The sequence below is a fragment of the Shewanella sp. 10B genome (genome assembly GCF_023475885.1).
Classification (GTDB): Bacteria; Pseudomonadota; Gammaproteobacteria; order Enterobacterales; family Shewanellaceae; genus Shewanella; species Shewanella mangrovisoli.
The window spans coordinates 1,468,348-1,490,450 of sequence record NZ_JAMDJO010000001.1 but is presented as its reverse complement, the minus strand read 5'-3'; the positions used below and the strand labels follow the sequence as shown (position 1 = coordinate 1,490,450).

Annotated in this window: 22 protein-coding genes; 14 read left to right on the top strand and 8 right to left on the bottom strand. The window is 47.3% G+C overall.

Features of this window, described 5'->3' with window-relative positions; all coding sequences use genetic code 11:
• Positions 1-29: 29 nt before the first annotated feature.
• On the bottom strand, positions 30-1,028 hold the full coding sequence (gene hemB, locus M0415_RS06340) for a porphobilinogen synthase (RefSeq protein WP_249554910.1): 999 nt from the start codon (positions 1,026-1,028) through the stop codon (positions 30-32).
• Positions 1,029-1,417: 389 nt separating this feature from the next.
• On the opposite strand from hemB, the gene tsaB reads away from it, so the two are divergent.
• The 7 genes from tsaB (at position 1,418) to rnd (ending at position 8,165) form a co-directional block, all read left to right on the top strand.
• Complete coding sequence (gene tsaB, locus M0415_RS06335; RefSeq protein WP_249554912.1) at positions 1,418-2,128, top strand: tRNA (adenosine(37)-N6)-threonylcarbamoyltransferase complex dimerization subunit type 1 TsaB; 711 nt, start codon at positions 1,418-1,420, stop codon at positions 2,126-2,128.
• Positions 2,129-2,271: 143 nt separating this feature from the next.
• Positions 2,272-2,580, top strand: coding sequence for a hypothetical protein (locus M0415_RS06330; protein ID WP_086904111.1), 309 nt, complete (start codon positions 2,272-2,274; stop codon positions 2,578-2,580).
• Positions 2,573-3,280 (top strand): M50 family metallopeptidase, encoded by a 708-nt coding sequence (locus M0415_RS06325; RefSeq protein ID WP_249554915.1) that lies wholly within the window; start codon positions 2,573-2,575, stop codon positions 3,278-3,280. The genes M0415_RS06330 and M0415_RS06325 overlap by 8 nt, the downstream gene beginning before the upstream one ends.
• A 130-nt stretch (positions 3,281-3,410) precedes the next feature.
• Complete coding sequence (locus M0415_RS06320) at positions 3,411-4,223, top strand: class I SAM-dependent methyltransferase (RefSeq protein WP_249554917.1); 813 nt, start codon at positions 3,411-3,413, stop codon at positions 4,221-4,223.
• Between the two features lie 21 nt (positions 4,224-4,244).
• The gene (locus M0415_RS06315) at positions 4,245-5,111 is read left to right on the top strand and encodes an alpha/beta hydrolase (RefSeq protein ID WP_249554919.1); all 867 of its coding nucleotides are present in this window, start codon (positions 4,245-4,247) and stop codon (positions 5,109-5,111) included.
• A 199-nt stretch (positions 5,112-5,310) separates the two neighbouring features.
• Positions 5,311-6,984 (top strand): long-chain-fatty-acid--CoA ligase FadD, encoded by a 1,674-nt coding sequence (fadD, locus tag M0415_RS06310; RefSeq protein ID WP_249554921.1) that lies wholly within the window; start codon positions 5,311-5,313, stop codon positions 6,982-6,984.
• Between the two features lie 71 nt (positions 6,985-7,055).
• On the top strand, positions 7,056-8,165 hold the full coding sequence (gene rnd / locus M0415_RS06305; protein WP_249556594.1) for a ribonuclease D: 1,110 nt from the start codon (positions 7,056-7,058) through the stop codon (positions 8,163-8,165).
• 162 nt (positions 8,166-8,327) lie between these two features.
• Here rnd and minE read toward each other — a convergent pair whose 3' ends face one another.
• Genes minE through minC form a run of 3 tightly spaced genes read right to left on the bottom strand, consistent with a single transcriptional unit; the run spans position 8,328 to position 10,090 of the window.
• Positions 8,328-8,585, bottom strand: a complete 258-nt coding sequence (minE, locus tag M0415_RS06300) for a cell division topological specificity factor MinE (RefSeq protein ID WP_011622938.1) — start codon at positions 8,583-8,585, stop codon at positions 8,328-8,330.
• Positions 8,586-8,587: 2 nt separating this feature from the next.
• On the bottom strand, positions 8,588-9,397 hold the full coding sequence (gene minD, locus M0415_RS06295; protein ID WP_011717313.1) for a septum site-determining protein MinD: 810 nt from the start codon (positions 9,395-9,397) through the stop codon (positions 8,588-8,590).
• Positions 9,398-9,424: 27 nt separating this feature from the next.
• A complete protein-coding gene (minC, locus tag M0415_RS06290) occupies positions 9,425-10,090 on the bottom strand; it encodes a septum site-determining protein MinC (protein WP_011717312.1) in 666 nt (221 codons plus the stop codon).
• 123 nt (positions 10,091-10,213) lie between these two features.
• Between minC and M0415_RS06285 the strand changes: the two genes are divergently transcribed.
• Genes M0415_RS06285 through M0415_RS06275 form a run of 3 tightly spaced genes read left to right on the top strand, consistent with a single transcriptional unit; the run spans position 10,214 to position 12,015 of the window.
• Positions 10,214-10,492 carry a YcgL domain-containing protein gene (locus M0415_RS06285; protein ID WP_011717311.1) on the top strand — a complete coding sequence of 93 codons (279 nt, stop codon included), beginning with the start codon at positions 10,214-10,216 and terminating at the stop codon, positions 10,490-10,492.
• A 24-nt stretch (positions 10,493-10,516) separates the two neighbouring features.
• Positions 10,517-11,518: a lytic murein transglycosylase gene (locus tag M0415_RS06280; protein WP_249554923.1), complete on the top strand. Its 1,002-nt coding sequence runs from the start codon at positions 10,517-10,519 to the stop codon at positions 11,516-11,518.
• Positions 11,519-11,574: 56 nt separating this feature from the next.
• The gene (locus tag M0415_RS06275) at positions 11,575-12,015 is read left to right on the top strand and encodes a YcgN family cysteine cluster protein (RefSeq protein WP_249556595.1); all 441 of its coding nucleotides are present in this window, start codon (positions 11,575-11,577) and stop codon (positions 12,013-12,015) included.
• 245 nt (positions 12,016-12,260) lie between these two features.
• Here the strand turns inward: M0415_RS06275 and M0415_RS06270 are convergent, their stop codons facing one another.
• Both M0415_RS06270 and M0415_RS06265 read right to left on the bottom strand, forming a co-directional pair.
• The gene (locus tag M0415_RS06270) at positions 12,261-12,761 is read right to left on the bottom strand and encodes a peptidylprolyl isomerase (RefSeq protein WP_249554925.1); all 501 of its coding nucleotides are present in this window, start codon (positions 12,759-12,761) and stop codon (positions 12,261-12,263) included.
• Positions 12,762-12,806: 45 nt separating this feature from the next.
• Entirely contained in the window at positions 12,807-14,282 is a 1,476-nt protein-coding gene (locus M0415_RS06265) for a DEAD/DEAH box helicase (protein ID WP_249554927.1), read from the bottom strand.
• 311 nt (positions 14,283-14,593) lie between these two features.
• Between M0415_RS06265 and M0415_RS06260 the strand changes: the two genes are divergently transcribed.
• A complete protein-coding gene (locus M0415_RS06260; protein ID WP_249554929.1) occupies positions 14,594-16,384 on the top strand; it encodes a DUF885 domain-containing protein in 1,791 nt (596 codons plus the stop codon).
• A 205-nt stretch (positions 16,385-16,589) separates the two neighbouring features.
• Here the strand turns inward: M0415_RS06260 and M0415_RS06255 are convergent, their stop codons facing one another.
• Complete coding sequence (locus tag M0415_RS06255; protein WP_011717305.1) at positions 16,590-16,910, bottom strand: hypothetical protein; 321 nt, start codon at positions 16,908-16,910, stop codon at positions 16,590-16,592.
• 219 nt (positions 16,911-17,129) lie between these two features.
• Here M0415_RS06255 and M0415_RS06250 point away from each other — a divergent pair, with 219 nt between their 5' ends.
• The 3 genes from M0415_RS06250 to M0415_RS06240 are packed head-to-tail and all read left to right on the top strand — an operon-like array spanning position 17,130 to position 20,147.
• On the top strand, positions 17,130-17,624 hold the full coding sequence (locus tag M0415_RS06250) for a putative 4-hydroxy-4-methyl-2-oxoglutarate aldolase (RefSeq protein WP_086904121.1): 495 nt from the start codon (positions 17,130-17,132) through the stop codon (positions 17,622-17,624).
• Positions 17,625-17,664: 40 nt separating this feature from the next.
• On the top strand, positions 17,665-19,485 hold the full coding sequence (locus M0415_RS06245; protein WP_249554931.1) for an AsmA family protein: 1,821 nt from the start codon (positions 17,665-17,667) through the stop codon (positions 19,483-19,485).
• 2 nt (positions 19,486-19,487) lie between these two features.
• Entirely contained in the window at positions 19,488-20,147 is a 660-nt protein-coding gene (locus M0415_RS06240) for a BsuPI-related putative proteinase inhibitor (protein ID WP_249554933.1), read from the top strand.
• Positions 20,148-20,381: 234 nt separating this feature from the next.
• Here M0415_RS06240 and M0415_RS06235 read toward each other — a convergent pair whose 3' ends face one another.
• Entirely contained in the window at positions 20,382-21,929 is a 1,548-nt protein-coding gene (locus tag M0415_RS06235; protein ID WP_249554935.1) for a lytic transglycosylase, read from the bottom strand.
• Between the last annotated feature and the right edge of the window lie 174 nt (positions 21,930-22,103).

Genomic DNA, 22,103 nt, shown 5'->3' with positions numbered 1-22,103 from the left:
CTTTCCTGATAGGCTGAAGACTTAGCGCATTAGCGGGATTGTGCTAACCACTCGGCATATTGTTTCGCGTAATAACTGACAATTAAATCGGCGCCGGCCCGCTTTAACCCGATAAAGGTTTCGGTGACGACTGCGCGCTCATCGAGGGCGCCAGCCAGTGCGGCAAACTTAATGCCGGCATATTCGCCACCGACTTGATAAGCCGCTAAGGGAAGGTGGGTTTCCTGTCTTAGGCGACTTAGCACATCCAAATAAGGCGTGCCGGGTTTCACCATCAAAATATCCGCGCCTTCCTCTTGATCGAGCAGTGCTTCGAGCAAGGCTTGGCGACCATTGGCGTAATCGAGCTGATAGCCTTTACGGTTTCCGCTAAGTTCACAATCCACCGCGGCCCTAAAAGGCCCATAGAAGGACGAGGCGAACTTGGCAGCGTGGGCCAAAATGGCAATGTGCTCAAAGCCTGCTTCATCCAGCCCTTGGCGAATGGCTTTAATTTGGCCGTCCATCATGGCCGATGGCGCCAGCATATCGGCTCCGGCTTTGGCGGCGCTAATGGATTGTTTGACTAAGTTAGCCACGGTTTCATCATTACAGACTTCGTCATGGTGCAATACGCCGCAGTGTCCGTGGTCGGTATATTCACAAAAACAAATATCGGGGATCACCATCATCTCTGGCGCGGCGGTTTTGATGGTGCGGATCATTCGTGCGAGCAAGCCATTGTCATCCCAAGTGTCGCTGCCCTGTGCATCTTTGGTGTGGGAAATACCAAAGGGCATCACATAACGGATCCCTAGGGCGTAAAGGCTTTGAATTTCATCGGCAAGCGCACTCTCGGGCAGACGGCTGATCCCCGGCAAGGTTGAAATGGGCACTGCTTGGCTGATGTGTTCTTCGATGAAGAGTGGGTGAACCAAGTCGCTTAGGGAAATCTGGGTTTCACGCACTAGGTCACGCATGGCTTCGGTGCGGCGCAGGCGTCTTAAACGGCGAAGGGGTTTAAGGGTATTTTCTTGTGTACTGCTCATTGAATTTCCTTATTAACGGTGTGAAAGCATCACGCGAAGCTTCGCGTAAGTGGGAGAGAGTAAAAACGATGCTTAGGACCTGCTTAGCAAGTGTTTTGCAGTTGCATAGAGGTGCTAAGTGAGGTGAGACAAAAGCTTCAACACTGTTTGCTCAGACCCAAAATGGAGGAAAAGTTTCCCAATATTTGGCCAAAGGCCGAAGAGGTTTTTGAGTTAGTGATGGCGATCACAAACCCAGCGCTAAGCTAATCGATCTATTAGCCGCCGCTTTTAAGCCTTTGCTTTCGATTATTTGATGTTATCATTTGCGCCAATTTACACTTGGTATAGTGCAGGACCTAATAAGTCACTTTTCGTCTGTCCAACTATACCCACAGCGCGGTTTTTATATGACAACACCCCAAGACTCTGTTTGTATTCTCGCCCTCGACACTTGTACCGAAGCTTGTTCGGCTGCCCTGTATTACCAAGGACAGGTTTTTGCTGAGTTAGCCGATGCACCACGGGAGCATAGTCAGCGTTTATTGCCTATGGTGGAAGCCGTATTAAAACAAGCCAATGTCGGCTTAGATAAACTGGATGCCATTGCCTACGGCCGTGGGCCAGGCAGTTTTACGGGGATCCGTATTTGCACTAGCATGACTCAAGGTTTAGCCCTAGGGTTAGACTTACCCGTTATCGGCATTTCCACCTTAGCGGCCATGGCACAAATGGCGATTGCTGAGCACGCTGCCGAGCAAGTGATCTGTTGTATCGATGCGCGCATGGGAGAAGTGTACTGGGGTCAATTCGTTGCCGTCGATGGCATTGCCACCTTAGTCGGTAAAGAGGTAGTGAGTGCGCCAGAGCAGGTTGAACTGGCATTCGATCTTAATAAAGCCATTGTCGGCTGTGGCACTGGGTTTGATGCTTATCCCGAGTTATTAGCGTTAGGCAGCGGCATTACCTCCTTAGCGGCGGTGAAGTATCCCGATGCCCGTGCCATGTTAGCGTTGGCCGAAGCGGGTATCAAAGCGGGATTAACCACCAGTGTCGATGAACTCGAACCTGTGTACCTACGTGATACTGTGACATGGAAAAAGTTACCGGGACGTGAATAAACTGTTCATTCTCGCCTATGATACGTTAGAATCTAAACTGTCTGCATGGATTCTCGATGCAGACATCAATTCTTAGTTAGGCATTTGTCACAACCGCCTAACAAGGTTAACCAAGGCTAATAGGATATAAACTGGGCATTTCGATGCAGGTAAATTCGCTTCAAACGAGTTTGACACAAGCGGTTGCGAGTAATCGCCCCGCAGTCATACAGGGAATGTCGCCCACGGAAGCGCCGCGCCCTGTGATTGAGCTCGATGCGGTTTCTGCCTTAGCCTTTGATGATACCGCGGAAGGATCATCACAAAACCTACAATCCAGACTCGGTGCCCAGCTCGAATACGAACAAAGCACTCGAGGTCATCAAGGGGCTATCGCCCAATACCTTCAAACGCAACATGCCGCCAAACGTGAAGAAATTCAGCAGATGGTCGGTGTGGATATTTATGCCTGATAGTACGCCCGTGTCTTCTCAATCCCGTTTTACTCCTCGTCTAACTGGCGGTCTTCCTAGCCGCGGTTTGTTTATCATCGAACTGATGCTGGCACTCATATTGACGCGCATTCCATATCTAAGCGTGCCTTTTAAGTGGTTAGAGAGCTATTTCCACGAGTTGTCCCATGGGATAGCGACAATACTCAGTGGCGGCATAGTGAGTCATATACAACTCTTTCCCAATGGCGCGGGTTTTTGCTTTAGCCAAGGTGGCTCGCCACTGGTGATTGGATTTGCGGGCTATTTTGGCGCAGCCTGTTGGGGATACCTTATTTATCTGTTGGCAACTTGGCCTAAGGGCATTCGCCTAAGCTTTGCGTTTTTAGGCGGTTTAGTGGTGTTAAGTGGCCTGCTGTGGGGGCGAGATTTACTGACTTTAGCCATTTTAGCAGTGCTGACGATAGTGTTATTACTGCCGCTAAAACTCAGCAAAAATAACCTCCTCACGCAATTTTTACGCATTATTGGCCTGATGATCATGCTCAATGCGCTGGCAAGCCCGACGGTGTTGCTCGGGCTCGAAGGGCAGGGCGATGCGGTACTGTTGGCCGAGCGTTCATGGATCCCGGCATGGATTTGGGTCGCCATTTGGCTATTTTGCAGTATCTGCGCCTTGTTTATGGCGTGGCGCCGGGTGGACTCAGCCCTCTCTCGCTAATCTATGGCGGCATCATGCCGCTATGACTTCACAAATATTTACAGCCTAAATAGTCAACTTGTGCGGCTAATTCTTGGATTTTTTTATATAGACTGCTAGCTTAAGTCTTCGGTATCCAAGGAGAATTATTATGAAAAAAGTCACACTCGTCGCCAGTATGCTGATTGCTGGTTTATGTTCAGGTATGGCCTATGCCGATGAAGGCTTGGATAAGGCCATTAAGAGCGAATTTCGCCAAGCGAAAAACGCCAGCCGCGATATTTATCGTCATCCCGCAGAAACCCTCACATTTTTTGGTATCACCCCGACACAAACCGTCATTGAACTCTGGCCAGGCAATGGCTGGTACACTGAAATCCTTGCTCCTTACCTTGCGCCTAAGGGGCAGTATATTGCCGCCAGTTTCGAAACTACCCCCAGCATGGACACTCCAGGTAATCGCTATCGCGCCAATGCGGGCGTGAAATTCGATACTTGGATGACGGCCAATAAAGCTTTATTTGGTAATGCAAAAATGGTGGTTCTCGACCCTCCGGCCAAGATGAATTTAGGTGCCGATGGCAGTGCGGACTTGGTATTAACCTTCCGTAACTTACATAACTGGGCCTCAAGCGACCAGCTCGAAAACGTGTTTGCCGCCTCCTATAAAGTGCTGAAAGATGGCGGCGTGTTTGGCGTGGTCGAACATAGAGCCAATAAAGGCATGAATATGAGCACGGGCTACATGGACCAAGACGAGATGATCGCGCTGGCCAAAAAAGTGGGTTTTACCTTAGCCGAAAGCTCAGAAATCAACGCCAATCCGAAAGACACTAAGGACTACGCCAAGGGCGTCTGGACGCTGCCACCTTCGTTTGCCTTAGGCGACACCGATAAGGAAAAATACCAAGCAATTGGTGAGAGCGATCGCATGACGCTCAAATTTATCAAAAAATCGCGCTAATCACCTGACATTAGAGGCAATATGTGGCAATCTTTCGCCCCCAAAAATCAAGTCGAGTTTGTGTTACCCCATATCAAGCTGAGTGGTCGATTGTGGGGAGCGAAAGATAAGCCGTTATTGCTCGCGTTGCATGGCTGGTTAGACAATGCGAACAGTTTTGAGCCTCTCGCTGAGTATTTGCCTCATTATCAAATACTTGCCATAGATTGGCCCGGTCATGGCTTTTCAGCGCATCGGCCGGGACATTATCCATTGCATTGGATTGACTATTTATACGATCTCGATGCGTTACTGGCGATGTTGCCGCAAAAGCCGTTGGCCATCATAGGGCATTCGTTAGGGGGCATTATTGCCTCGGCGTATACCTCAACCTTTCCAGAAAAGGTCAACAAACTGATTTTGATTGAGGCGTTAAGCCCATTGTTTGAGTCGGCGACTCAAGCGAAAACGCGGCTGCGAAAGAGTTTTTATCAGCACGAGAAGTTTTTAGCGCAAAAGCATAAACAGCTAAAAGTCTACGACAACATGGACACCGCAGTAAAAGCCAGAGTGCACTTAACGGGGCTGGCGGAGCCTTGGTGCCGCTTGTTACTCGAGCGCAATATGCAACCTACCACCGATGGTGTTGCGTGGCGCAGTGATCCAAGATTACGGCTCGATTCGCCCATGCGGCTGACCTTTGAGCAGGTCGATGCATTGATGCAGCATATTTCGGTCTCGACCTTATTAATCTGCGGTAAACAGGGCTTTAGCCAGTTGCAAGCGGCATTGCCTAAGGCGAGGAAATGGTTCACACACTTGTCGGAACATATGCTCGAGGGCGACCACCATGTGCACATGGATAACGCCAAAGGGGTTGCGCACTTGATCCAGCAGTTTGTCGAATAATCGCTTTTGCTTACGTAAAAAAGACGCTAGGTTTTTTGTTTTTTTTATGTGATGATGATCAAAATTAAAACGCCCGTATGATTTATGCGGGTCAATCAATAACAATAAAATGTAAGTCGGTATTTTAACTCGGTATTTGTCGAGTATTGACGGTAGTAGGGATACCGTGTCCGCAGTTGTGGGGATTTAGGAGAAAGTAGTGGATCAGCCTTGGATTAATCATTTGCCAAAAGATGTACCTGCTGAGATTAATGCGGATCAGTATTCATCGCTCGTCGATATGTTCGAGACGGCGGTGGCCAAATATGCAGATCAACCGGCATTTATCAACATGGGTGCCACGCTAACTTACCGTAAACTTGAAGAACGCAGCCGTGCGTTTGCCGCTTATCTGCAAAATGAATTAAAGCTACAAAAGGGTGACCGTGTCGCCCTGATGATGCCGAACCTGCTGCAATATCCCATTGCGCTGTTTGGTATTTTACGTGCGGGCATGGTGGTGGTGAACGTTAATCCGCTTTACACTCCCCGCGAATTAAAGCACCAATTAGTTGACTCTGGCGCTAAGGCCATTGTTGTCGTATCAAACTTTGCCCGTACCTTGGAAGAAGTTGTCGACCAGACGCCTGTTAAAAGCGTGATTATCACCGGGCTTGGGGATCTGCTGAGCGCGCCAAAACGCACCTTAGTTAACTTTGTGGTCAAGTACATCAAAAAACTGGTGCCTAAATACGATTTACCCCATGCACTTTCAATGCGCGAAACCCTCTCAAGAGGGCGCAGAATGCAGTATGTCAAACCCGTTATCACGGGCGATGACTTAGCCTTTTTGCAATACACAGGTGGAACGACTGGGGTGTCAAAGGGCGCCATGTTGACCCACAGAAACGTGGTCGCCAACGTATTACAGGCCAATGGTGCTTATTCACCGGCACTGCGCGATGGCAACGAATTTGTGGTAACAGCCTTGCCGCTTTACCATATTTTTGCTTTAACAGTGAACTGCTTACTGTTCTTACATAAGGGCAGTCAAAACCTGTTAATCACTAATCCTCGGGATATTCCTGGGTTTGTGGCCGAACTGAAAAAATATCCTTTTACCGCGCTGACAGGCGTCAACACCCTGTTCAATGCGTTAGTGAACAGCAGCGATTTTGCGGAACTGGATTTTTCTCGCCTAAAATTATCCATTGGTGGCGGGATGGCGGTGCAAAAAGCCGTGGCCGATAAATGGCAAAGCATCACGAAAACCCGTTTACTTGAAGGTTACGGTTTAACCGAAGCCTCGCCGCTACTCACTTGCTGCCCCTATAACTTAGACGGTTACAATGGTTCTATCGGTTTCCCTGCGCCATCGACCTTAATTCAAGTGCGTGATGATGCAGGTAATGTGTTGCCGCAAGGCGAGACGGGTGAACTGTTTGGTAAAGGTCCACAGATAATGAAAGGCTACTGGCAGCGCCCAGAGGAAACGGCCAAAGTGATCGATAAAGATGGTTGGCTTGCCACCGGCGATATCGGTTATATGGATGAACAAGGCTTCTTCTATATCGTCGACCGTAAGAAAGACATGATTTTAGTGTCGGGCTTCAACGTCTTCCCCAATGAAGTCGAAGAGGTGGTCGCGTTACACCCTAAAGTGATTGAAGTGGCTGCGGTTGGCGTGCCAAATGACGCCAGTGGCGAATTAGTGAAGGTGTTTGTGGTGGCAAAAGATAAATCTTTAACCGCTGACGACATCATTAAGCATTGCCGTGCGCATTTAACGGGATATAAAGTACCGAAGCTGGTAGAATTTAGGGACGAGTTACCTAAAACCAACGTGGGTAAGATCTTGCGACGAGAACTTCGAGACGAAGTGAAGCGCGCGTAAGATTGAAGCCGGCAATGAGCCGGCTTTTGTTTTTATGGACGGTGCTTAACCCACAGGAACTGGAGAAGAATTTGTCAGTGTTTCAGTATGTGAGCGACGAAGCGAGCCTCAATGCCCTCGTCGCTCAATATCAACAGAGTCCGCTGCTCGTGTTAGATACCGAGTTTGTGCGCACACGTACCTATTACGCTAAGCTTGGCCTCATTCAAGCCTATGATGGCAAAACCTTAGCCTTAATTGACCCAGTTGCGCTGCCAGATCTCAGTGCATTCTGGTCTTTGCTGGATAATCCCAACATCATCAAACTGGTGCATTCGTGCAGTGAGGACTTAGAAGTCTTCGCCCACTATGGTCAGCGTCAACCTACGCCTTTGTTCGATAGCCAAATCGCAGCCTCTTTATGTGGCATGGGCCATGGCCTAGGTTATGCCAAGTTAGTGGAAACCTGCTTAGGTGAAGTGATTGATAAAGGTGAGTCGCGCACCGACTGGATGCGTCGTCCCTTGACTGAGGCGCAGCTAAGCTACGCCGCCAACGATGTGTTGTATCTGTATCAACTCTATCCGCAACTCGCCGACAAGCTTAAGGCACAAGATCGCTTAGGCTGGTTGTATGAAGAAGGTGAGCGGATGACAGAAGGGCGCTTAGCGACGCCGGATATGGATACTGCGTACCTGAGAGTGAAGAATGCCTTTCAGCTTACTGAGCATCAGTTGGCCTACCTTAAAGTGTTGGCTAAGTGGCGCTTAGAAAAAGCCTTAGCGCGGGATTTAGCCTTGGGTTTTGTAATTAAAGATCACGGCCTGATCGCGCTAGCGAAAAAGCAGCCTAAGAGCATGGGCGATTTGCTCAAACTGAACGATTTGACCGAGCAAGAGAAACGCATTCACGGTAAAGATATTTTACGGGTGATGCAGACCGCGGATTTAAACAATCCACCAGAATTAGTGGATGTCTTAGCGCTAAAACCAGGTTATAAATCGGCCTTTAAAAACATTAAAACCTGCTTAACTGAACTGTGCGAGCAGCATGCCATCCCAATGGAGATGCTGGGCTCGAAACGTCATATTCATGAGTATTTACAATGGCGTTGGGATAAACAGCAGGGTGAGTTACCGACGGTCTTAAGTGGCTGGCGTGGACAAATCGCCGCCGAGTCGTTGGCAAAGCTTGAGGTCTAATTTGAGAGCTGATTAATACATCATCTGCAGTAACATAGAGGTCTTGGCGTGTTGTTAAGACCTTTATCGCGTATATCAAGGCTTAGCTTATTTCGCCTAAGACTCTACAAAAGCGCAGCAGAAAGCGTCATCCCCATGATGAGGATGACGCTAACGCTCGACTTATCTGTCAGGCAATGTGACGTTAAGTTCGAGTACCGACAGGTTATCGTCGTTCTGATCTAACTGCACAGAAACTTGATCATCAGAAATATGCACATATTTGCGGATAACGGCGATAATTTCTTGTTTCATCTGTGGAAAATAATCGGGAGTATCCCGTTGTCCACGTTGATGGGCCACAATAATTTGCAGTCGCTCTTTTGCCATTACCGCAGTGCTAGGCTTTTTCTTGCTTTTGAAATAGTCGAGTAAAGACATAATTAGCTACCAAATATCCGTTGTAAGAAACCTTTTTTCTCTTCCGTAATGAAGCGTACTGGCACATCTTCACCCAGTAAACGCGCGACCGTATCACTGTAAGCCGCACCTGCATCACTCTCTTGATCGATAATCACAGGCACACCCGAGTTAGAGGCCTTGAGTACAGATTGTGATTCAGGGATAACACCAAGTAATTCAATGGCAAGGATTTCTTTTACATCGTCAACACTTAACATTTCGCCCGATTTTACGCGACTCGGCGAATAACGAGTCAGCAGTAAGTACTCTTTTATCGGCTCTAAATTCAGTTCGGCGCGGCGTGATTTACTCTGCAGCATACCCAGAATACGGTCAGAGTCGCGAACCGAGCTCACTTCAGGGTTGGTGGTCACAATGGCGATATCAGCAAAGTACAGTGCCATCATCGCGCCTTGCTCAATCCCAGCAGGAGAGTCACAAATAATAAAATCAAATTCTTTGGCTAAATCATCGAGCACACGACCCACGCCTTCTTTGGTCAGTGCATCTTTATCGCGGGTTTGCGATGCAGGCAGTACAAACAGTTTTTCACAGCGTTTGTCTTTAATCAGTGCCTGATTTAAATTGGCTTCGCCGTTGATCACATTGACAAAGTCATAGACGACGCGGCGCTCGCAGCCCATGATCAAATCTAAGTTACGTAAGCCTATATCGAAATCGATAACAACAGTTTTATGCCCTTGTATTGCAAGTCCAGTTGCAATCGCCGCACTGGATGTGGTCTTACCAACACCACCTTTACCTGAAGTGACAACAATAATTTGTGCCATGTTTCTCTCTATCCTTTTTTATGCCATTTAGAGGGGCAATGATTCAACGATAAGCGACTCGCCATTTAAACGAATGCAGCCGCTTTTATCTGAGCTATGTTGTTGTAGATTTTCAGCGAGCCAATATTGCCCTGCTATTGAAACTAATTCGGCCTCGAGGGAATGGGCGATGATTACCGCGCTGCTGTCGCCGGCCGCGCCCGCCATGGCTTTTCCTCGTAATGCGCCATAAATATGAATGCTACCATCGGCAATGACTTCAGCGCCATTACCTACGGCACCAAATATGATTAAATCACCATTTTTTGCATAGACCTGCTGGCCTGAGCGGATATTTTGCTTCAAAACCTTAGTTTGACGCGGGGCAGGCGGGGGCGTCACGCTTTGTTTACCCGCTTTGACGATGGCAAGTCCCAGAGTCTTAGCTTGATTGCTGAGGGCGGTCGTTGCTCCGGTGATCCCCACGATAACGAGTTGGCGGGAAAGTAATAACTCTTTTAAGCCATGTAAATTGAAATCGTTATCTTGGATGGCGCTGAGATTGACGACTAAAGGGGCACCCAGAAAAAATTGAGGGGCTTGTGCCAATTTGCTATCTAATTCAGCCATGACAGCATTTAAGTCGCTGCTATTGATATGAAGCACTGAAAGAGTAAAAGAAGCGCCTTTTAACTCTAAGCTAGGTTTTGACATCCCGGCACTATTCTCCAGAAATCATCAGTCGGTTCGCTGATTTTACAATTAAATTACTAGGCGACCATGTTATAGTGTGCCCCATTGACTGGCAAGTTTGAACTATTGGATATTTATACTCTTATGCTATGTGCGGTTTATAAAAGTAGTCGAAAGGCTGACACTTACTTATTTGTGAACAAAAGGGACTGTTTTGATGATGTTCCCCAAGCGTTGTTGGAGATGTTTGGTGTGCCTCAGTTAGTGATGGTGTTCCCCATCGCTAAGCGTGAATCCCTCGGTATCGCCGATATTCAAAAGGTCAGAGCAGCACTCGAGGAAAAGGGTTTTTATTTACAAATTCCGCCACCGCAGGTTAATTTATTGGCCGAACACAGAGAAAGTCTTGGGATTAAAGACTAGCCCATAAACTGCGGACAAAGGTATATGCCAAAGACCCTCCTTCAACGCGTTGCAGCATGTACATTGATTTTCTTGCCCTTGGTAAGCCATAGCGCGCTAGGGCAAGACGCTTCCTTCAACGATTACCTCCTAAAGCTTAAGCAAGAGGCAAGTGCCCAAGGCATTAGCCAAGCGACGATCAACAACGCTTTCCCGCAGATAAAACGCTTTAAAAAAGCCAATGTGGCCGCAGCGCCAAGCCAATCCCAAACCCTTGAAACCTATCTGCCTGAGGTAGTGCCAGAATGGAAGGTGGATACGGCGCGCGTGCTCTTTAACGAGCATGAGGTGCTATTGAGCAATATTGCCGACAAGTATCAGGTGCAGCCGCGGTTTTTAGTGGCGCTCTGGGGCTTAGTCTCTAACTTTGGGGATGCGTCCGGGGATTATCCAGTGCTGTCTGTCATGGCGTCGTTAGCCTTTACTGGCGAAGATACGGCGCGTTACCAGCGGGAGTTTATGGCTGCGCTTTCCATCATGGATAAAGAGCACCTTAAGTTTGATGATCTTAAAAGCAATGACAAAGGCTTTATGGGGCAAACCCAATTGCTACCGAGTGAATATTTAACCTTCGGCCAAGATGGCGACGGTGATGGTAAAAAAGACATTTGGCACAATGTGGCCGATGCGTTTGCCTCTGCCGCGAACCTGCTTAAGCAGCAGGGCTGGAATGGTGAAGATACTTGGGGACGTCAGGTTCAAGCACCGGCGGATATTAAGACCGAGTTTATCGGACTCAATCAATCACAGACCCTAGCCAAGTGGCAACAGCTCGGTGTCAGGCGGTTCGATAATACGGATTTACCGAATCGTGAGGATATTCACGCTTCGCTTATCATGCCCGACGGTGTTAAGGGCCGAAAGTATCTGGTCTATGGCAATTACCGCGCCTTAATGCACTGGCAAGCGGTGAATTATTTAGGCGAGGGCGATTATTTTGGTATCTCTGTGGTGCATTTATCGGAGAGAATTAAGACTCCCCAGTAAATTGGTGTAAAATGGCCCGCATTAAGCGGGTTTTTTATATGAAGATAAGCGTAAACATGGCATTTTGGCAGAATAAAGCGTTAACCGAGTTGACGTCGCAGGAGTGGGAGTCCCTCTGCGATGGTTGTGGTAAGTGTTGTTTAAACAAGTTGATCGATGATGAAACCGAAGAGCTGTATTACACCAATGCGGCTTGCCTACTGCTCGATCATCAAAGTGCCAGCTGTAAGCATTATAGTGACCGTTTCAGCCATGTTCCCCAATGTACTGTGATCACTCCGCAAAACGTCCATGAACTGACGTGGTTACCCGATAGCTGCGCCTATCGTCGTTTAGCCGCTGGTCGAGACTTGCCAAGCTGGCATCCATTACTCACGGGCTCTAAAGAGGCCATGCACCTTGCGGGTATGTCGATTCAAGGCAAGGTGGTGGATGAGCGCAGGGTGAAAGATATTGAAGATCATATCGTGCTGTGGCCGTTGAAAGATCTGGATTAACGCCATTCCCGCAGCGTTTGTCTCTATTAACAGACGTTAATAAACAATCAGACGTTAACAAACAAAAAGGAGCAATTAATCATTGGGTTGATTGCTCCTTTTTCTATTTAGGGTTTAAAACCAAAGTCTTATCTATCAAGGAATGGATGTGTTATTGCTGTACCACAGCTAAGTAACGCCACTGTATTCATCGATTAGATAAAGTAACTTATTCAACCAGAATGACTATTTTTCAACGATAATCACTATTTTTCAACAATAGTCACTTTTTCGATAATAATCGGCTCACGAGGCACGTCCTCATGGCCTGCAACACGGGTAGTTTTTACGCCTTCAATTTGTAGCACGATCTCGAGTCCCGCGGTGACTTTACCAAATACCGCATAACCCCAACCGTTGTTCGTGGTTGCCGTGTGGTCGAGGAACTCATTGTTGGCCGTATTGATAAAAAACTGCGCGGTCGCCGAGTGCGGTGCATCGGTGCGGGCCATGGCAATTGTGGCAAACACATTCGATAGGCCTTTATTGGCTTCGTTAACAATCGGCTCGTGGGTGGGCTTTTCCTTCATTTTGGCGGTAAAACCACCGCCTTGGATCATAAAGCCTTTGATCACTCGATGGAAAATCGTGTGCTCATAAAAACCTTCCTGGCAGTAGCGGATAAAGTTTTTGGCGGTAACGGGCGCATGCTCCATATCGAGTTCGATACTGATATCACCGAGGTTGGTTGTAAAAATAATCGTCATAATTGCTTCTGCTCTCTTGAGTTAATTCGTTAATAAGCTGCTAATTCACTTAGTGCTTTTGTGCCAAGGATTTGCATGGGGTTCGCTATCGCCCTGTGGCTTGATGCTGTTTTGCCATGGATTACCTTGCAGTGGATTCGCAGGGCGGCTATTTGAGCGAGCACCTGAGTGAGTATCTGAGCGACTATCACTCCCTGCCTTTGGGGCTTTAGGCGCAGGAGTCGCCTTGGCACTGCGATGCTTCTTGGCTTGTGTTGCCTCAAAGGTGCCTGGCTTGCCACTTGAATAGGGGCGGGGTTGAGCACTTGTATCGGCGAGTTTATGGAGCTTACGCTCTGTTGAAGATGCTGATTTAGGCACAAAATCGAGTATGGAAATCGGCACGACTTTTTTCGGCTCAAAGCCAGCAATCTCCCTGCGCACGATAACATGACCCAAGCGACGCTCAATGGCGCATAGGTTTCTGAAATCATCCTTAGAGACAAAGGAAATCGCTTCCCCTTGGTTACCCGCACGTCCCGTACGGCCAATGCGGTGGATATAGTCGTCGGCTTCATCGGGTAAGTCGTAGTTAATCACCCGCGCTAAGGCATCGATATCAATACCGCGTGAGGCCACACCCGTGGCGACCAAGAAGGAGACTTTACCCGCTTTAAAATCGATAAGCAGTTGTTCGCGCACCGCTTGGCTTCGTCCACTGTGAAAAGCCTCAGCAATAATGCCACGCTTTTCTAACTGGCTAACTAATTTAGCGGCGCCGTGTTTGGTTTGGATAAAAATTAATGCCTGTGACCAGTTATGTTCTTGGATCAAATGACTCAATAGCGCCGACTTTTTATCTTTATCGACCGTGGTCAACCATTGGTCAATATGAGTTGACGCCGCGCTCTTACGGCTGATTTCAATCTCGATGGCGTCCGGAATAGCGGATTTCGCCAGCGCTTTCACCTGTTTCGATAAGGTGGCTGAAAATAAGAGGTTTTGTCGCTGCTCGGGCAGCTTTTCGATGATGCTATTAATATCTTCGATAAAGCCCATATCGAGCATGCGGTCGGCTTCGTCGAGCACCAATACTGAGACTTCATCGAAACGAATGGCCCTTTGGGTATACATGTCGAGCAAACGCCCAGGTGTGGCCACCAATAAATCCACGCCTTCAATCAGCCGTTTCTTTTGCGGCGCGGCGTCGACACCACCGTACATTGCCATGGCCGTTAAGGGTAAATACTTGGCGTATTGGTTGATATTTTCTTCGACCTGAAGCGCTAACTCACGTGTGGGGGTGAGTATGATGGCCCGCACTCGCTTAGGGCGGATCTTGGGCGCGTCAGCGAATCTGTGCAGCAGCGGCAGCACAAAACTGGCGGTTTTACCCGTGCCCGTTTGCGCCGCGGCAAGCACATTCTGGCCCGCTAAAATGCTGGGAATGGCCTTTGTCTGTATCGGCGTGGGGTTCGTGTAACCTAGTTCAGTCACTGCTTTGACAAGCGCGCTGTGTAATCCAAGTTGGGAGAATGGCATTGAGAGTCTCAACTAAATGATTTATTGGCAAACTGTAGGCCTGAGGCGAACAGCGAAGCAGGTCGCTATTATAGCAGTAGCGATAGTGAAATAGGGGATTATCTCACGCAGGTTGATAGTTGAGCGCTATCGGCACACGGGCATACAAATTTGTAACTGGGCATGTATTCACTCGTAACACAGCTGCAATTAGGCGGCTGATATGATTAACTTAAGTCCTTTTATTGGCGTCTGATGAGTTAAGTTTTAGACGCTTACGGTCGCCTCGAGGCACTGGAATTAACGCATAAATATAAAAAGGACGAAAAAGAATGAAGAAAACCGCCATCTCTCTTGCGATCTTGTTATCGCTCACAGGCCTTGCGGGTTGCCAATCGCAATCAACTCAAGCGTCAGCCGATACCGCCAAATCAAGCGCAGTCAGTGCTGATGTGAAGACCAGCGCCTTTGCACAATTTAGCCAGACCTTTATCGATGATCTGTGGCAATTAGCGCCAACTTGGGCACTCTACAGCGGCAAACACGTTAATGATGGCTATTTAGAAATCCCCAATGAAGCTAGCCGTGTTAAGACGCTCGACTTTGTGAAAGCCCAGCAGGCAAAACTGAAACAGTTTGAGCTTAAGTCACTGAGCTCTAACGAAACCATCGATTATCACCTGATTGATAATCTGCTAAACAGCATGGCGTGGGAAATCACCGACTTTAAATCATGGCAATGGGATCCCTCGAGCTATAACGTGGCGGGTGGCTTTGCACAAATCATCAATGAAAACTTTGCGCCACTGGATGACAGATTACGTTCCGTATTGGCCAGAATGGAAAATATCCCCGCTTATTACGCCGCGGCGCGCAGCAATATTCAGCAGCCAACCCTAGAACACACCGAATTGGCTGTGATGCAAAACCAAGGCGCGTTTTCGGTATTCTCCGATGATTTATTGAAGCAAGTAGCGGCTTCGGGTCTGTCGGATACGGAAAAATCGCTGTTTAAATCCCGTTTCGATACGGCAACCAAAGCGATTAATGAACATATTACTTGGTTAAATACCCAGGTCAGCCAGCTTAAAAAAGACGGCGCCCGCAGCTTTAGAATTGGCGAAGAATTATACGAGAAAAAGTTTGCCTTTGATATCCAAGCTGGCATGACAGCAAAACAGCTTTATCAAAAAGCCATGGCGGATAAAGAAAGAGTGCAAAGTGAAATGGCGAAGATCACCGACAAGCTGTGGCCAAAATATTTCACTACGCCAAAACCTGCCGACAATAAAATCGCGATTCGCCAATTGATTGATAAATTATCGACAGAGCACGTTAAGCGTGATGACTTTGTGAGCGAAGTGCGTAAACAAATTCCTGAGTTGATTGAATTTGTAAATCAAAAAGACTTAGTGACTTTAGATCCTAAAAAACCATTAGTCGTACGTGAAACCCCTGAGTATATGCGTGGTTATGCGGGAGCGTCGATTAGTGCCCCTGGTCCTTATGATAAATTAGGCAATACCTATTATAACGTCACACCACTCGATGGTATGAGTGATGAATCCGCTGAAAGCTATTTACGCGAATATAACCACTGGATATTACAGATTTTAAATATCCATGAGGCAATTCCTGGACACTACACCCAATTAGTTTATTCCAATGAGTCACCAAGCTTAGTGAAAAGCTTATTTGGTAATGGCGCTATGGTCGAAGGTTGGGCCGTTTATACCGAACGCATGATGCTTGAAGAAGGTTATGGAAATTTCGAGCCTGAAATGTGGTTAATGTATTACAAGTGGAATTTACGTGTTATCTGTAACACCATCTTAGACTACAGAATTCATGTTAAAGGCATGACTGAAGAGCAAGCCATTAGTCTGATGATGGATGAAGCGTTCCAGCAACGTGCTGAGGCGGAAGGCAAATGGCGCCGTGCCACCCTAAGCCAAGTGCAGCTGACGAGTTACTACTCGGGTTACCGTGAAATTTACGATTTCCGCGAAGAATATAAGCAACTTAAAGGCAAGGATTTTGACCTTAAAGCATTCCATGAGAAGTTCTTAAGTTATGGTAGTGCGCCGGTGAAATATATTCGCCAATTAATGTTAGAGCAGTAATCCATCATCCAGATATAAGGCGCTAACAGAGCGCCTTATATCTATTCGTTAAACGCCATTCGCTTAAAATCGATTCACATTGGTCATGAATGATTTTAAATGGCGTCCTTAAGACCGCCAAAATCACTCAAGCAACAATCCTGAGATGCCGTATTGAACCGAGATATTAGCGGAAAGGGTAAGATGCGTTGAATATCGAAGTGGGTTATTTCTTAGTGTCAGCATCTGCCATGATGGCTAAAACTTCTTCGTAGGAAAGGTTTAATTCGCGAGAGAGGTTAATGATTTTGGTTTTATAGGTTTGAATGTTTTCTTGTTGTGCAAGCTGATGTTTCTTTTCTTCTACTAATTCGTTAACAGTTTCTTGCAATATCAATAATCGACGTAAACTGTAGTCTAGGGATTTGATATATTTCCCCATTTGTTGTTTATTACGGGCTTGCTCAAGATCCGTTGAGGCTTTTTTCTCATATCCATATTCATCGAGCGCGGCAATAGCGCTTTGCAAATCAAGATCTGTTGTCATTTGGTGTTCACTTTATTACAAGAAGTTGAGAAGCGAAATAATGAATTAACGTACCCAAGCGGGTGTCATAGGAGGTTAACTATCGCAGATTATCATGTTTATGCCAATGCTCATAAACTATTTAAAGTGTAAACCTCATTAAAAAGTCGAGTTTCGCATTGGGCTTGTAGGGGTCTACAATAATGGTTAGTCTAAACTTTTCACTTCGCGGAGATCCAAATGCTTGATCTATTGCCTGATTTGTTCGATCACTACCCTACAAAACTGTCGCTGTTACCGCTCGATTTTCGCAGTTTTGGTGGTAAGCGTTTGTTTTGGGGTGAAGTTGTGACGGTCAAATGTTTTGAAGATAACTCCAAAGTGAAAGAAGTGCTGGCCCAGCCCGGTCATGGAAAAGTATTGGTCGTCGATGGTGGCGGTTCACCCCGGCGGGCGTTACTTGGGGATTTAATTGCGCAAAGTGCCCTCGATAACGGTTGGCAAGGTGTGGTGATTAATGGCTATGTCCGTGATGTGGCAAGGCTTTCTACTTTTAATCTCGGCGTCTATGCCCTAGGGGCTATGCCGATCAAGACCGAAAAATTAAACCAAGGTCAAATCGATGTGCCGATTGAGTTTGGCGCTGTGACAGTAAAACCCGGCATGATGCTTTATGCCGATGAGAATGGTATTGCCGTGAGCGAGGCGTCATTAAACTTTGCCTTTCTAAGTTAAGTGTTCAAAAATTCAAGATGTTATTGATAAGGATGTTTCTATGAAATTCATTAAGTGGCTTTTAGCTCTTCTGGTGACCTTAGTGGTTGCAGTCACCTTATATCTCACCGTGTTTTTCGACCCTAATGATTTTAAACCAGAAATTGTCAACGCCGTTAAAAAGCAGACAGGGCGTGAGCTTGTCATCGGCGATGATTTGTCGTGGACATTTTTTCCGACGGTTGGGATTAATCTAGGGGGGATTTCACTCTCCAACCCCGAGGGATTTACACCCAAAGCTATGCTTGAAGTGAATAAAGCTGTGGCAGAAGTCGAGCTTATGCCACTGTTTAGCAAGCAAATTGAAATCGCGCAGCTAAGCCTTGATGGTGCCAAAATCAATTTGGTCACCCGTAAAAATGGCAGTTCGAGCCTCGATGGCTTAACGGGCAAGAGCGCAGATAAACCCGCAACGCCTGCCGAGCCAAGCGCCAAAGCACAATTAACCAGCATTGATGTGGGCGGCGTTTCGATTACCAATACCGAAATCAATTTGATTGATGAAGCTAAGGGACAAACCCAAACCTTAACCTTGAAGCAATTTACGCTGGGGGCATTTTCACTCGATAAATTTGCGCCTATGGCCTACGAATTTGCCGCGACCCTGCCTGATATGACAGTGAGCAGCAAAGGCGAAGGGCAAATCAAGTTAAGCCATGATTTTAATCAACTGGTGATTGAGAAGCTGGATATTGCGACTCAAGTTGAAGGCGAGGGGATCCCCAATAAAAAACTGACCGCAGAGGTTAGTCTAAACAGTCAAATCGCATTAGATAAAAAGCAGTTGTCGGCGGACATCAGTAAATTAACGGCGATGGATATCAATGCAGCGGGCAAGTTGGCGGTGAATTACGGCGGTAAAGTGCCGCAAATTAACGCGGATTTGCAAGTGGGTGACATTGACCTCGATGCCTTATTGCCAAAATCGGATACGGCGGAAAAACAAGCCGCTGCCACGCCTTCACAGACTCAGGCGGTTGAGCCAGATCTTACCGCGCTCAATGGCTTAGATGCCAAACTGACATTGGCTGTGAAATCCATCAAGGTGGCGAACCTGTCAACGCAGAACTGGTTGATGGATTTAGGCATTAAGAATGGTGTGGTTGATCTTAAGCAACTGACGGCGGATCTTTACCAAGGTAAATTGATGCTCAATGCGCAGGTTGATGCCCGCTCAAAAGTTGCCAGTTACCAATTTGATAAGCAAATCTCGGGTGTACAAATTCGTCCATTACTTAAGGATGCCGCTGAGCTGGAAATCCTAGCAGGTACGGCTAATTTCAACGTTAAGGGTAAAGGTAAGAGTTTAATTCCAGAGCAGTTGAAGAAAAACCTACTTGCTAATGGCCGTTTTGATATTACCGACGGTGCCCTTTACGGGGTGAATATTCCACAAATGATCCGTAGTGCTCAAGCCAAGTTAAAAGGTGACATGTCTGCCGACACCAAAGAAGAGCGTAAAACCGACTTCTCGAGCCTGACGGGTAACTTCAGCCTGGAGAACGGTGTGGCGACAAATCCTGATCTTGCCATGTCATCACCGCTATTGCGGGTGGCGGGTAAAGGCAGTGCAAACCTGTTGACCGAAGGCTTGGATTACCGATTGACCACGACCTTAGTGAACTCCCTCAAAGGTCAGGGCGGTAGCGAGAAAGATGCATTGGCTGGAATTGATATTCCACTTGCGATCACCGGCACCTTCCAAAAACCTGAGTATGCCTTAGATACCCAAGCGCTGCTGAACAATCAGTTGAAGGAAGAAACGGATAAAGCCAAGGATAAATTAAAGGACTCACTACTGAAAAAACTCGGTGGTTTTTAGGCATGGGAAAACACATCGCTAAGCAAGTGTTAGGGCGCGAGCATCGACCTAAGCTGGCATTAACACGCATTGCGCGCCCACTTGGGATGGCATTGATGGCGGGGCAGCTGTTTGGCTGCTTTGCCCCGCAAGCCCAGCCTAATGCGCCAAAAACGGATATTCGTACCGAGGCGGCGAAACAACCTGAAGTGGTACAAACCGCCGATTTAGCGGCAAAACTACAGGGAGTTGAAGCAAAATCTAGCTTAAAAGTGGAACTGGTATCGAACAATCAGTCTCAGGCTTTACTCACTGGTACGCTTTCCCTCGATGCTTTTGTGGATTTTAAACAATCCCTTAAGGCGACATTAACGATTCGTAATCCCTCGACTCAGGCGGTAGCACTGCATTATCACTCGGGCATGACTGCCGATTTGCTACTGACCACTGTGCAAGGAAAGCGTCTTTGGGCTTGGTCTGACGATATGATGTTTACTCAAGCCCTGCGTGATACTCAGTTAGCCGCTGGTGAGGAGCTGGTGGTCAGGTTTGCGATCCCGGCAAAAGCCTTGGCAGGGATCCCAAATGAAGGGGCTCATCTTGAGGCGCAATTTGCCGCTAAGGCGCTGGAGAGCGAATTGCCAGCAATGGCGCCCGTGGTGTACTTGCTCACCCTTGAGTAGCGGCTGCTAAACATAGCGCCATTCTTGCAAACTGCTGTGTATTTAACATTGCAGATTGAAAGACAGCAGGCTCGAAGGGTAAGTCTTGGGGGGATTTCGGACGGATCTTGCGAATAAAAAAGGCAGTAACCAAGTGTTACTGCCTTTTGTTTGCCTTATTACAGCAGGCTTAAGTGTTTAATGCTTGCCGATCCTACACTTAACTCAATATCTAAGTCGTTTTCAAACTCTGTATTAGGCATTTAAATTGCTTTCATCCACTACCAGCTTTAACACTTGGCCGGGTTGAATGTATTGCGATGAGGTTAAGCTATTCCACTCGAGCAGCTCGGCAACCGTCACTTTAAACTTGCTGGCAATACGCGCTAAGGAGTCGCCAGATTTCACCTTGTAGCTGACGGTGCGAATCTGCTCCGCTTCCGCTTGGTTTGGCGGCGCAACGATGGTCAGTTTTTGGCCCATCTTCAATTTACTGTCTTTGTTTAAATGGTTCCAAGCGGTGAGCTGTTTCACCGATACCTTATGATTCTGCGCGATTTGCCATAGGGTATCGCCGGATTTCACTTGGTAAGTCAACTTATTGCCAGAGGTTGAAGTTGCCGCTTTTTTAGGTAACTTCTGGCTGGTTGACATGGCATACAGCTGTTTATCGTCGGCAGAGACCGGAATAATTAGGTGTCTACCCGCAACGATATTGTTATTTTTCATACCATTAGCCGCACGGATCGCATTGACTGTGGTATGGTGTTTCTTAGCAATGGCGCCGATACTGTCACCGGATTTAATGGTGTATCTGAGCCAACTTACACGGGCTTCACTCTCGGTTTCGGCCAGTGCTTTTTTAAACTCTTCTGACTTATCAATCGGCAATACCAGCGTATGGGGTCCCGTCGGTGCAGTGGCCCAGCGGTTGTATCCTGGATTGAGTTTTAATAGCTCATGGGTCGTCATATTGGCGAGCCCAGCCGCCATGGCCAAGTCAATTTGGCTATCGATATCAACCACTTCAATAGAAGGGCTGTTGTCAATTGGCGCTAGCGTAATGCCGTATTCGTCGGCATGTTTAATCACTTCGGCGAGGGCCAACAATTGTGGCACATAACGCTCAGTCTCTTTTGGCAGATCCAGTGACCAAAAATCGGTTTTAAGGCCTTTATCTTCATTGCGTTTAATCGCATTGAGGACGCGAGACTCGCCCGAGTTGTAAGCTGCAATCGCATAAAGCCAATTATTATTGGTTTTGTCATACAGGTATTCGAGCATGTCCAACGCGGCCACCGTGGAGGCGGGCACATCGCGACGGCCGTCGTACCACCAGTTCATCTCTAACCCAAAATGGCTGGCCATTGGGGTCGTAAATTGCCAAAGCCCGGAGGCGGCACTGGCTGAGGATGCGCTAGGATCGAAGGCGCTTTCGATAATCGGTAGCAACGCGATCTCAATGGGGAGATGGCGCTTTTCAAGCTCTTCGACGATCAAATACATGTAAGGCGCTGCACGCTCAGAAATCACTTCGAGGTGTTTGGGATTCTTGATGTACCAATCGCGATAATAGTTAACTAATTTTTTGTCAGGAACGGGGAGTTGCATTCCTTGACGAATTCGCTCCCACACATCAGTAATTTGCGCCGACTCAGGTTCGGTTGCGAGATAATACTGTGGGACGGTATTTTCGGTTGTGACGGTTTCAGCTTCAGGTTTGGTCACCTGATGGTTGTCTAAAGTCTGACAACCTGTGAGCAGGGCAAATCCCCCTGCTACAACATAAAGTGATACTCTCATGGAAAACGATAGTCCTCTGTTAGTGCATTGCCACTGCACAATCTCATCTAGCCTAAATAAGCTAACGAATTGATTATTATCTAAATAGCGGCAACACAGAGCGCAAAGTATTCACGCAAAAACGAGCCATTCTATGGGATCTTTTTGATCTTGTCCCTAAATTATCGTACATCT

Excerpts from the sequence above, each read along its gene's own strand:
- hemB (WP_249554910.1), bottom strand. The coding sequence starts at position 1,028 with ATGAGCAGTACACAAGAAAATACCCTTAAACCCCTTCGCCGTTTAAGA.
- tsaB (WP_249554912.1), top strand. The coding sequence starts at position 1,418 with ATGACAACACCCCAAGACTCTGTTTGTATTCTCGCCCTCGACACTTGT.
- M0415_RS06330 (WP_086904111.1), top strand. The coding sequence starts at position 2,272 with ATGCAGGTAAATTCGCTTCAAACGAGTTTGACACAAGCGGTTGCGAGT.
- M0415_RS06325 (WP_249554915.1), top strand. The coding sequence starts at position 2,573 with ATGCCTGATAGTACGCCCGTGTCTTCTCAATCCCGTTTTACTCCTCGT.
- M0415_RS06320 (WP_249554917.1), top strand. The coding sequence starts at position 3,411 with ATGAAAAAAGTCACACTCGTCGCCAGTATGCTGATTGCTGGTTTATGT.
- M0415_RS06315 (WP_249554919.1), top strand. The coding sequence starts at position 4,245 with ATGTGGCAATCTTTCGCCCCCAAAAATCAAGTCGAGTTTGTGTTACCC.
- minE (WP_011622938.1), bottom strand. The coding sequence starts at position 8,585 with ATGTCTTTACTCGACTATTTCAAAAGCAAGAAAAAGCCTAGCACTGCG.
- minD (WP_011717313.1), bottom strand. The coding sequence starts at position 9,397 with ATGGCACAAATTATTGTTGTCACTTCAGGTAAAGGTGGTGTTGGTAAG.
- minC (WP_011717312.1), bottom strand. The coding sequence starts at position 10,090 with ATGTCAAAACCTAGCTTAGAGTTAAAAGGCGCTTCTTTTACTCTTTCA.
- M0415_RS06285 (WP_011717311.1), top strand. The coding sequence starts at position 10,214 with ATGCTATGTGCGGTTTATAAAAGTAGTCGAAAGGCTGACACTTACTTA.
- M0415_RS06280 (WP_249554923.1), top strand. The coding sequence starts at position 10,517 with ATGCCAAAGACCCTCCTTCAACGCGTTGCAGCATGTACATTGATTTTC.
- M0415_RS06275 (WP_249556595.1), top strand. The coding sequence starts at position 11,575 with ATGGCATTTTGGCAGAATAAAGCGTTAACCGAGTTGACGTCGCAGGAG.
- M0415_RS06270 (WP_249554925.1), bottom strand. The coding sequence starts at position 12,761 with ATGACGATTATTTTTACAACCAACCTCGGTGATATCAGTATCGAACTC.
- M0415_RS06265 (WP_249554927.1), bottom strand. The coding sequence starts at position 14,282 with ATGCCATTCTCCCAACTTGGATTACACAGCGCGCTTGTCAAAGCAGTG.
- M0415_RS06260 (WP_249554929.1), top strand. The coding sequence starts at position 14,594 with ATGAAGAAAACCGCCATCTCTCTTGCGATCTTGTTATCGCTCACAGGC.
- M0415_RS06255 (WP_011717305.1), bottom strand. The coding sequence starts at position 16,910 with ATGACAACAGATCTTGATTTGCAAAGCGCTATTGCCGCGCTCGATGAA.
- M0415_RS06250 (WP_086904121.1), top strand. The coding sequence starts at position 17,130 with ATGCTTGATCTATTGCCTGATTTGTTCGATCACTACCCTACAAAACTG.
- M0415_RS06245 (WP_249554931.1), top strand. The coding sequence starts at position 17,665 with ATGAAATTCATTAAGTGGCTTTTAGCTCTTCTGGTGACCTTAGTGGTT.
- M0415_RS06240 (WP_249554933.1), top strand. The coding sequence starts at position 19,488 with ATGGGAAAACACATCGCTAAGCAAGTGTTAGGGCGCGAGCATCGACCT.
- M0415_RS06235 (WP_249554935.1), bottom strand. The coding sequence starts at position 21,929 with ATGAGAGTATCACTTTATGTTGTAGCAGGGGGATTTGCCCTGCTCACA.